The organism is Roseateles sp. GW821-FHT03B02 (assembly GCF_059421025.1).
On record NZ_JBWKUV010000008.1, the window covers coordinates 238,339 to 249,467 of the forward strand.

Annotated in this window: 6 protein-coding genes; all 6 read left to right on the forward strand. The window is 73.3% G+C overall.

The annotated features are described in order from the left end of the window. The first annotated feature begins 119 nt into the window (after positions 1–119). From AC07VX_RS20875 to AC07VX_RS20900, 6 genes are read left to right on the forward strand one after another with little or no spacing between them, the layout of a single operon-like run. Positions 120–2,090, forward strand: coding sequence for a hypothetical protein (locus AC07VX_RS20875; RefSeq protein WP_493166155.1), 1,971 nt, complete (start codon positions 120–122; stop codon positions 2,088–2,090). Then, the gene (locus AC07VX_RS20880; RefSeq protein WP_493166154.1) at positions 2,087–2,488 is read left to right on the forward strand and encodes a GPW/gp25 family protein; all 402 of its coding nucleotides are present in this window, start codon (positions 2,087–2,089) and stop codon (positions 2,486–2,488) included. Before AC07VX_RS20875 ends, AC07VX_RS20880 begins: the two co-directional genes overlap by 4 nt. 6 nt (positions 2,489–2,494) lie before the next feature. Next, the gene (locus AC07VX_RS20885) at positions 2,495–4,681 is read left to right on the forward strand and encodes a baseplate J/gp47 family protein (RefSeq protein ID WP_493166153.1); all 2,187 of its coding nucleotides are present in this window, start codon (positions 2,495–2,497) and stop codon (positions 4,679–4,681) included. Continuing rightward, entirely contained in the window at positions 4,681–7,398 is a 2,718-nt protein-coding gene (locus tag AC07VX_RS20890; RefSeq protein ID WP_493166152.1) for a phage tail protein, read from the forward strand. The genes AC07VX_RS20885 and AC07VX_RS20890 overlap by 1 nt, the downstream gene beginning before the upstream one ends. An 18-nt stretch (positions 7,399–7,416) precedes the next feature. Next, positions 7,417–9,864, forward strand: a complete 2,448-nt coding sequence (locus AC07VX_RS20895; protein WP_493166151.1) for a hypothetical protein — start codon at positions 7,417–7,419, stop codon at positions 9,862–9,864. 2 nt (positions 9,865–9,866) lie between these two features. Next, entirely contained in the window at positions 9,867–11,129 is a 1,263-nt protein-coding gene (locus tag AC07VX_RS20900; protein ID WP_493166150.1) for a hypothetical protein, read from the forward strand.

An 11,129-nucleotide genomic window follows, 5' to 3' on the forward strand; every position in this document is an offset into this window, starting at 1 on the left:
TTCACTGCGCCGTCGTCGGGCCGCTGTGCCGGGCCGTCCCAAGCAAGGCCCGCCCCTCTCGGAGGGGTGCCCGCCGTACCCGGTGGGCGGGGTGCCGACATGTCCTCGGGGAACATCCTATGAGTGCCTCGCATGTCTTGAGATGGGTGGGCGGCCAGAGCTTCGTTGCCGCTCCCGTGAACGGCGCGCCCACGTTGCTGCGCTTCGACAGCGACGACTTTATGGACCGCCTGCTCGCCGTGCTGGCCGAGGCGCCGCAGACGCTGCCCGAGTTCATCGCCCGCTCCGAGTCCTGGCAGAAGCTCGCGGCACCGACGCCCGCGCCGGCTCTCGAAACGCCCAGGTTCGCCGTGGCCCGCGCGCTGACGCGACAGCGCACGCTGCTCGGCTTCAAGCGCGAGTCCCTGCCGGCGCCTGCCCCGTCGCCCGAGCCGCCGCCCACGCTCAAGCTCTTCCAGCCTGTGCACCAGCGCTTCTACGTCGCGGCGGCCCACCTCGTGTGCGAGCAGCCCGGCCTGCCCACGCGTGCCACGTCGAGCGGCGACAGGAGCGGCATGCTGCTGCGCCGCCTGCTGCCGGGCGGGGGGGAGGCAGCGTTCGTGAAGGCGCCCGGCCAGCCCGGCCGTTGGCATCCGCTGGCCGATGCCAGCCAGCCCCTGCCAAGCGAGGAATGGCTGTCCGTCTTCCCGCTGGCCTACACGGCCCCCGGCGGCCAACCGCGCAAGCTGCTGGCCGGTCTCATACCGGCCGCGCGGCATGACGACTTCCGCTTCGCGCCTCAGCAGCCGCCGACCCCGCCCACCGTGGCGGACGACCTCAAGGCCAGCGCGCGCCAGGTCTTCATCGCGCCCTGGCAGGGCCTGATCGAGCGCGCCCGCGCCACGCGCGATGCTGCTGGCGGGCCGGTGGCCGATGCGCCCTGGGACGACAAGCCGGCCGCCCGCGACAACGCGGCCCTGAGCAGCCTGCCCAACGCCAACGACCAGCTGCAGGAATCTTCCTGGCGCCTGCTGCAGGACATGAACGAATGGCTCGCTGCCCACCTGCCCGACGTGCACGGCAGGCTGGCCTCGGGTTCCACGGGCCAAGACCTGGCGGATGCGCTGCTGGGGCGGTTCGATGCCGCGCTTTTCGACGCCACCAGGCGCGGGCAGGTCGATTTCACTGGCGTCTTCTCGCCGCGGGTGCTGGCGCCGGAGCGCGACGTCGCGAGCGTCGTCAGCCTGCGTGCAGCGCTGGCCGCCATCGCCCCGGTGTCCAAGGCGCTAGACGGCTCCGGTTTCGCCTTCCCCGCCAAGAACGAAGACGGCAGCGATCCCTGGCCCCGCTTCGCCTTCCCATTGGCCGTGGCCACGCGGGGCGGCGCGATCGAGGGGCCGTTCTGGGGCTGGTCCGATGTGCCGCCAGACCCACTCGCCGACAAGCAGGACGAGGCCAATGCCTTGCTGGAGCGGCTGCAGGCCGATCTGGAGGCCGCCATCCAGGAGGCTTTCGATGCCGGCCGCCTGGGCCCCGCCCGTGCCCAGGCGCCGGACGCGGCACGGCTCGCCCGCGAACTGCAGGCCACGCTGACCGCCGACGCCGGCCCGCCGCGCTACGTGTTGCGCTTCGTGCACCAGCGCTGCGACTGCGGGCCGCTGCATCCGGCGGTCATGTCCGAGCCCAGCGAGGTCTTCGAGCTGGCCGGCTTCTTCGACCCCGAAGCGCCGCTGCGGCCTATCCGCATCGCGCTGCCGTTCGACACCTCGCCCGGCGGGCTGCGCAAGTTCGGCAAGAACAGCGCCTTCATCATGAGCGACCTGCTGTGCGGGCAGATGAAGCGGGTGCGGCGGCTGGGCTTCGGCGATCTGGTGCTGTCGGTGCTGCCATGGCCCTTCCACAAGGACTTGTCGGTGCCGGATGGCGGGCCTTGCGGGGGCTCGGGCGCGAACAGCTTCGGCACGATCTGTTCGCTGTCGATTCCGATCATCACCATCGTGGCGTTCATTCTGCTGATCGTCATTGCGACGTTGCTGGATCTGATCTTTCGGTGGCTGCCGTTCCTGATGGTTTGCTTCCCGATTCCCGGGTTGAAGGGCAAGAAGCCATGACTCGGGACGAAACCGCCCTCTACGGCAAAGGCGTCGCCTTCCCGCTTCGCCTGACTCCCGAAGGTCGCCTCGCCTGGAGCAGCGGCGAAGCCAATGTGCGCGAGTCCATCCGAATCCTGCTGCTCACCGCCCAGGGCGAGCGCCTGCGCCGCCCCGACTACGGCGCCGGCCTGGAGCGCTTCCTGTTCGAGCCCAACGTGCCCACCACCTGGCGCGCCATCGAGGAAACCATCCGCCGCCAGCTCGGCAAATGGGAACCGCGCGTTCAGGTCGAAGCCATCAAGGTGCAGGCCGACCCGACAGACCCCGAAGCGGCCATCGCCGAACTCAGCTTCACCCTCGTCGCCACAGCGCAGTCAGGCCGGATGAGCCTGTCCATCCCCGTCCAAGGGAGGTAACACGACATGCCCATCCAGCTCCCCGCCATCGACGACCGCGACCACGCCGCCCTCGTGCGCGACACGCTGGCCCTGGCCGCCGTGCACGCGCCCGAGTGGACGCACACCGGACCTGGTGATCCCGGCGTCACCCTCGTCGAGCTTTTCGCCTTCATGGCCGAGAGCCTGCTCTACCGCGCCAACCTCATCCCCGAGCGCAACCGCCTGAAGTTCCTGCAGCTGCTGGGCATCGGTCTGCGCCCCGCCCAGCCGGCCCGCGCACTCGTGCAGTTCTCCAACGAGGCCGGCGAGCGCAAGACGATCACGCTGCCCTCGGGCCTGCCGCTGCTCGCTGGTGCCGTGCCCTTCCTCAGCGACACCGGCCTGGACCTGCCGCCCGTCACCGGCCTCGTCGTCTTCAAGCGCCGCGTTGGCACGCCCGATCCGGCCCTGCTGGACTACTACCGCCAGCTCTACGAAGCAACCGGCCGCGATTTCGCCGGCGGCGCCGCCGACATCCAGCCCGAGCTCTACGACTGCGTGCAGCTCGCCGACCTGGCCCAGGCCATCGACGTCGGTGCCGAGACGGTGGACGGCGCGCTGTGGATCGCGCTGCTGGCAACACCCAAGCCCAGCGCCGCCGAGCTCACCAACGCCCGCGCCGAACTGGCCGGCCGCACGTTGTCCATCGGCCTGATTCCCCAGCCACCCGAGACGAGTGCGCGCATCCAGCCCGGCCGCCCCGCGCTGCCGCCGCCTGCCCTCAGCGCCTGGGCACCTAAAGCCCGCGCGGACGGCACGGGCACGCCGGGCGAATACCGGCGGCTGGACGCTGTCGCGCCCAGCGGCTTCCCGGCGCAGGCCGGCATCCTGCAGGTCACGCTGCCCGCCCAGGCCGGCGACATCGGCACCTGGGCCGAGGCCGAGCCGCTGGAGGCTGGCGTGGGCGAGCTGCCGCCGCAGCTGACCGACGAACCCCTGGCTGCCCGCCTCATCACGTGGCTGCGCATCGACGGCCTGGCCAATGCCGGCGTGCAGTTGGCCTGGGCCGGCACCCACTGCGCCGCCGTGCGCCAGCGCAGCCGCGTCAGCCGCGAACTGCTGCCGCCGGGCGACGGCTCGCCCGAGCAGCGCCGCCGCTTGAGCCACGGCCAGGTGCTGGCGGACTCGATGCAACTGCTGGTGGCCAGCCAGCCCTGGGCGCTGACCGACGAGCTGGAGGCCGCGCCCGCCGAAGGCCAGCCCGGCGCGAAGGTGTTCGCACTGGATGCCGAGAGCGGCGAGATCCGCTTCGGCGACGGTGCCCGCGGCGCCCGCCCGCCGGCCGGCGCCGAGATCGCCGTGCGCTTCGACTGGGCCGCGGGCACCGCCGGCAACGTTGCCGCCGGCGCCATCAAGCTCGGGCCGACGCTGCCGCCCGGCGTGAAGGTCGCCAACCCGCGCCCGGCCGACGGCGGGCTGGACGCCGAGAGCGCGGCGGACGGTGAGAAGCGCATCCCCCTCGTGCTGCGTCATCGCGAGCGCGCCGTCAGCGCCGAGGACTTCGACGCCATCATCCGCGAGACGCCGCAGGCCGACGTCGGCCGCGTGGAGGTGCTGCCCGCCTGGCACCCCGAGCTGTCGCCGGGCCTGCCGGGCGACCAGCCGGGCGTCGTCACCTGCCTGCTGATCCCGCGCCAGGACCCGCGCCGGCCTGACTACCCGCTGCCCGACGCCGATTTCATCGATGCGGTCTGCGCCCAGCTCGCGCCGCGCCGCCTTGTCACCTGCGAGGTGCTGCTGCGCGGCCCGGCCTACACGGGGTTGTGGATCAGCGTCGGCATCGAGCTGCACGCGGGGCAGGGCGTGGCCGAGGTGCGCGAGCGCGTCAGGGCGGTCCTGAAGGCCTTCCTTTCACCCCTGCCGAACGAGGCGAGCACGACCGGCTGGCCCCTCTTCAAGTCCGTGGCCGCGCTGGAGCTGGCCACCGTGGCCGCGCGCGTGGACGGCGTGCTCGGCGTGACCGGCCTGCTGCTGGGCGATTCGACCGGCGCCCAGCGCGACAGCATGCCGCTAGCCGGCCTGCAGCTGCCGCTGATCGCCGGGCTGTCGGTGAGCCTGGGCGACCCGGTGCCCCTGTCCGATCTCATCGGCCAGGGGACCGGTGGCACGGGCGAAGGCAGCGCCACGCCGACCGTCCGCCTGCCGGTCCCGCGCGTGCCGGAGAACTGCTGATGGACGCCAACGGCGGCCGCTTCCACGCCCTGGTCACCCGGGACGATTGGCTGCTGCGTGCCAGGCCGGACGCGCATTGGTCCTGGCTGCCTGACGACAGCGCCCATGCAGAGGCGCTGGGCCAGCTGGTGCTCAAGCCGCTGCTGTTCGAGTTCAAGGCCAGCAGCGCCGCGGCACTGCCCGAGCCGGGGGCGCGGGCCGGCGGCGTCTTCGATGCCTACGGCAATCTCTACGCGCTGAACGCCGCGGGCACGGCCATCCGCGTCTGGTCCAGCGGTAGCGGCAACATCACCGATTTCTGGCCACTGCCCGAAGCGCCGGTGACTGCCCCGGCACCGGGCGCTTTCGGCCCCTGCGCGCCGGCCGGACCCGCGGCGCCCCTGGTCATGGACGCGCTGACCGTGACGACCGGCCACTACCTCGTCGTCGCCAGTGCTGCGGCCGGCGGCCTGCTGGTCTTCGACCTGCACGGCGGCGGGCCGCCGCTGCCCCAGCCCTGGCCGGCCATGCCGGTGCCGGAGGCCCTGCTGGCGTTGGACGATGGCGGCGTGGCGCTGTTTGCCGCCGGCACCCTGCATCGGCTCGGGGCCGACCTGCGACCCTGCGTGCCGCGCGTCGCCGTCCCCTCGGCCTTCGCTCCCGAAGCTGCGCCAGAGCCGGCCCCGCCCGAGCCACCCTGCGAGCTCGTGCTGGGCCCGGAAACCACGGCCGTGGCGGCGCTGCCCGCGGGGCGTTTCCTCGCGCTCAGGCTGCAGATGGACGGGCTCTACCTGTCTGTCGTCGACTGGCAGGGCCGGGAGGCCGCCTCCTTCGGCCCGCTGGAGGAGCAGATCGAGCAGGCGACGGCCGACGGCCAGCCCACGCTGCTGTCCACCCGTACGCTGGTGCTGGAATGGCTGGCCGACCAGCGTTTCAACGTGCTGCTGCTGGCGGCCAGCGGCGACCAGGCCTTCCGCTTCGCGGCCAGCACCGACGACGCCGGCACCTGGTCCTTCGACCTGCAGCGCGACTTCATTCCGCTGCGCCGCTACCAGGCCGGCGGCCTGGCCAGCCTGGGCGCGGGCCAGGTGCTGCACCGCTTCCCGTCCGCGCGGGCGTTTTGCGCCGGGTCGGACCGCTGGCTGCCGCTGCTGACGCTGCCGCGCCCGCGCTGCGAGCGCGAGGGCGTGCTCGTCGGCCCGGTGTGGGACGGCGCCACGCCCGGCTGCGTCTGGCACCGCGTGGCCATGGATGCGCGCCGTCCGCCCGGCAGCCTGCTCAAGCTGCAAAGCCGCACCGCCGAAACCGCCGAGGGTCTGGCCCTGCAGCCCTGGCGCGACGAGCCCGGCCTGCTGCCTCACCCCGGCGGCTCCGAGCTGCCCTGGCGTGAGCCCGCGCCCGGTGCGTGCAAGGAGGTGCAGACCCTGACCTGCCTGCTGCAGGCCGCCACTGGCCGTTACCTGCAGCTGCGCATCCAGGCCAGCGGCGACGGCCAGCAGAGCCCGGGCCTGGCCGCCCTGCGCGCCTGGTATCCGCGCTTCAGCTATTTGCAGCACTACCTGCCCGCCGTCTACCGCGCCGACCCGACCAGCGCCGAATTCACCGGCCGCTTTCTGGCCCTCTTCGAAGGCGAGCTGACGCGCTGGGAGGACCGCATCGCCGCGGCCCAGTTGCTGCTCGACGCCCGCACCGCGCCGCGCGCCACGCTGGACTGGCTCGCCGGCTGGCTGGCGCTGAGCTTCGACGGCTCCATCGGCCCGGTGCGCCGCCGCGCGCTCTTGCGCCACGCCGCCGCCGTGCACGCGCGCCGCGGCACGGTGCCCGGCATGTTGCTGGCGGCCACGCTGGCCTGGGAGCCTGAGGCGGTCGACGCCGAGCCCTTCCTCGCGGCGCCCGAGCGCCTGCCCGAACGCGAGCACGGCTTGCGCCTGCAGGAGCTCTTCGGCCTCGCGCCGCCGTTGGCCGCCGCTGCCTGGCGGCCAGCACAGGGCAGGGCGGCGCTGGTCGAGCGGCTGGCCGGCGACGAGTCCCTGCTGGGCGACCTCATCACGCTGCAGCAGGCCTTCGGCTTCCTGCCGCGCGCTGCGCAGGAGGAGGCCGCGCTGATGGCCTCCTGGCGGCTCGACGCTTTGCCCGCGGACGAACCCCGCCCGCTTGACGAGGCCTTCGACGGCTACCTCCACGCCACCCAGCCCTGCGCCCCGCTGCGCCAGCGCTGGCAGGACTATCTCGCCCGCCGCTGGCGTCGCATCTCGCTGCTGAACGCGGCCTGGGGCACGGCCTGGCGGGGCTTCGACCGCATCCCCAGCCCGCTGGGGCTGCCGGCCGGCTCGGTGGCGCTGGCCGACTGGTGGCGCTTCGAGGCGCAGATCGTGCGCGCGCTGGGCCCGGCCCACCGCTTCCGCGTCGTGCTGCCGCTGCCCACCGACACGGCCCAGCTCGACTTCGATGAACTCGCCCGCCGCCGTGCTGCCGTGCAGCGCGCGGTGGAGCGCGACAAGCCGGCCCACACCGTGGCCGAGATCCGCTTCGGCTTCGAGCTCTTTCGCGTCGGCGAGGCGCGCCTGGGCCACGACACGCGGCTGGAGCATGGCCTGCTGCGCCGGCCCGAACTTGCGGCGCTGGCGTCCGCATCCATCTGGCCCCCGCTCGTGCTCGGCGAGCGCGACCTGGGCGGCGGGCAGTTGACGCATCCAAGACCCTTGCCGCCACCCGACCGGGTGGGGCTGGACCGCTAGAACCTTCCGGAGACGATCATGGGCTGCTGCACAGGCTCCACCTTCACCCCCGCGCCCGACGCGGCCCTCGATCCGCTGCAACGCGTGAACTACACCTTCGGCATGGTGCTGGGCGTGGACGACTTTCGCCAGGAGCATGCCTACCTCGCGGCCCGCGACGAGCGCGCGCTGCGCGAGACTATCGGCTACGGCGTCATCACCGGCCTGGGCGTGGCTGCGCCCAAGCCGGCATCGAGCAGCGAAGGCCAGCAGGTGCGTGTGGCCCCGGGCTTGGCGCTGATGCCCGACGGCCGCCTCGTCGGCGTGGCGGCCGAGCAGTGCGCCAACCTGCAGACCTGGCTGGACGCGGAATTGGCCCGCGACGCGATGACGGCGAGCAAGACCACCGTCTACGTGTTGCTGCGCTTTGCCGAGGCCAGCGGCTCGCCCGTGCCCATCCCTGGCGAGCCCTGCCGCGACGAGAGCGAGTTGAGCGCCGACGCCCGCGTCGCCGACAGCTTCGCGCTGGACTTCTCCTGGACGCCGCCTGACGCAAGCGAAGACCTGGCCCTGCGCGCCGTCGTCGCGTGGATACGCGGCATCAAGGTCCGCAGCACCGCGCCGGCGGGGCAGACGCTGGCGAGCTTCCAGACCCAGGTCGAGGCCGGGTTGAAGGAGGCCATCGTCGCCGCCTGGGGCGACCCGCATGCGTACACGCGCGACATGCCCGCCGCCGCCACGCCGCCGCTGCCCGAGCCCAGCAAGGTCAGCCTGCCGGCGCCGCCCAAGGAACTGCAGATCCCGCGCGCCGAGCTGGCGGCCTACTACGCCGCGGCCTTTGAGGTTTGGACAAGGCTGCTGCGCAGCGGCTTCATGGCCCACCACGGCCCAGTGCCCGTTGCCGAGCCGGTGGCCGAACGTGCGCTGCTGCTGGCCGCCGTGGACGCCAAGTTGGGTGCCAGCGGCACGCGCGCCGTGCGCGTGCTGGGCCGCCCGCAACTGCTGCATCTGCGCCTGCTGCAGGAATGGCTGCTGCGCGACGGCAGCCAGGACGCGCCTCGCGAGGCCCACTTCGTGCTCGGCAAGGGCGACCCCGAGCTGGACCATGCCCAGGACCTGCTGGCCGACTTCAAGACGCAGGACCACGCGATGACGCGCATCGACATCGTGGCCGACACGACCGATGGCGCAGGCCCGACGGACAAGAAGGCCAGGATCGTCGCCGCCGTGAAGTGGCCAGGAGGGCCCGGCGGTGGCAAGCCCGACTACTACGGCCCCGAAATGAGCCAGCCCATCCCCGTGGCCGATGGCGGCACGGGCCAGAACGCAGCGCCGGCCAAGGGCGCGCTGCTGGTCGGCCGCGCCGCCAGCGGCACGCAGGCGGCCCGCTTCGAGCTGGGTGCGCTGGCCGGAGCGGCCCTGCCCAAGCCGGTCGGCCCCTCGCCCAACATCCTCGTGGACGTGGGCAATGCGCCCACCATCCGCCTGGACACCGTGCAGGACATCGGCCCCGGTGCCAGCCCCGACTTTGCCGGCCTGGACCTCAGCGGCGACCTGACCGTGGGCGGCAAGGCTCAGGTGACGGGCAGCCTGGCCGTCGACGGTGAACTGGTGCTCGGTGCGCCGCTGAATAGCTTGCTGGCGACCGACGACAGGGGCGTCGTCATCGCGGCCCGGCCCTGGGATGGCGACGAGGCGGCGCTGGCCGCGGGCAAGCCGCCGCCCTTCGTCTATGCGCCGGGCGAGAAGGCGCCGGTGCGCATCGAGGACGGCGGCACCGGCCTGAGCGACCGCCCGGGCGACATGCAAATGCTGATCGGCGTGAAGGGCGCGACCGCGCGCGGCGGCGACTACGCGCTGGCCACGCTGGTGAACGGCAAGAACACCCAGGTCAACCTGCGCGCGGTGGCGCGCGGCCAGCTGGAGCTCAGCATCGACGCGGGCGGCGGCGGCACGGCCACCCAGGTCGTCGCCGCCGGCAATGCCACCAGCCCCCCCAGCCTGACGGCGGTGACGGGCGGCAGCGTCGTGACGATCAACACCGTGCAGCCCCTGCACACTGCGGCCGCGCCGCGCTTCCAGGCGCTGAGCCTCGCGGCCCTGCCGCAACGCACGACGGCCACACTGGTCGGCTGGGACGCCAGCAGCGGCGAGCTGGTGCAGACGGCTGCGCCCCAGGCGGCCGCGGTGGACGTCGGGCAGTGGGACATCCGCTACGTGCGCAACGCAGCCCAGCTGCGCGTCACCGACAAGGACCATGTCCTCGTCGTCACCGTCAACGGCGTGCTGGCCCTGCCCGACCCGAAGACGGGCGAGATCAGCGAAGGTCGCGTCATCGTCATCAAGGCCACAGGCAATGTCGGCGAGCTGGCCGTGACGGGCATCGAGGGCGATGGCCGCCAAGTCATGAAAACGCCCAGCTCGATCACTCTCATCGCAGCCACCAAGCTCGACCCGCCGCAGTGGCTGGTCATCGCCCGAGTCTGATCATGAGCACCGTCCTCAACGCCCGGCTCAACCAGGTCATCGCGGTCGATGGCGAGCCGCGCAGCTTCTTCTTCAACGGCCGCCTGCTCAGCGCCGAAGACCTGACCCGCGAGCAGCAGGCGCGCGACGACGCCGAGCGGCGGCTGGCGCGGCTCGTCGGCTGCGGCGCGGCCGAGGGCCTGACGGTGGCAGCCGGCGCCGGCAGCGTGCTGCACATCGCGGCGGGGCTGGGCGTCACGCCCTCGGGCGCCGTCATCGCCATCGGCAACCTCGACCTGGATCTCAGCAGCGCTGGCCGCGGCAGCTCGTTCAGCGGCTTCGGCAACTGCGCCGCGGGCCTGGCCGAAGGGCAGCCGCTGGCGGGTCTCTACCTGCTGACCCTCAGCCCCGCCTGGAGCGGGCAGGGGCGGGCAGCCACGCTGCTCGGCGAGGTGGGGGCCTGCAACCGCCGCATCGAGCAGCCGGCGGTGCGGGCGCGGCTCGTGGAGGTGCAGACCTCGGCCGCGCCTGCCGCTGCCTCGCTGCGCAACGAGCTGGCCGTGGCCCTGCTGTCGCCCGGCCAGGGGCTGACGGCGGTGCCCGCGGCCGGCCGCGTCGGCTGGTGGATGCGCCAGCGCACCGCTGGTGGCGCCGCGGCTGCCGGGCTGACGGCTGACGAGTTGCCGCTGGCGCTGCTGCAGATCGACGCCAAGGCCCAGCCCTTGTGGATCGACACCGACAGCGCCCGCCGCCGCCTGGCTACTCCACCTGGCGAGGCGGCGGACCAGATGTGGCCGCAGTCCTGGGCCATCGAGATGCAGGCCTTCGCCGCCCAGTTCCTCGGCCAGCTGATGGAGGCCAGGTCCGCGGCCGAAGCCTTCCCTTGGCTGCCGCCGACGCTGCCGCTGACGGCAGCCGAGCTGCTGCAGTTCCGCAAGCTCATGCCCGCGGGCCTTCCCGCCACGCCCGAGGTGTTGAACCGCGCACTCTTCGCCCGCGCGCTGCTGGACGGCTGGCAGGACGTACCCCTGCGCCGCGCCGGCGCGCAGCTGCACCTGGCCCAGCTGGAAGGCCACCCCGAGCGCCTGCTGCTGCGCGCCACCGGCGGCGCGGAAGGCACCGCGCACGTCGGCGGTGGCCTGGGCGAGCGCACCTCGGCCAAGGTTGCCTCGGCGGCCGCGCGCATCCTGCGGGCTGGCAAGCGGCGGGAGGGCGGACCGACGAAGGAAGAACTGTCCGTCGCCGCCTCGGCCCTGACGCAGGCGCCCGACCGCAAGCGGCGCTAG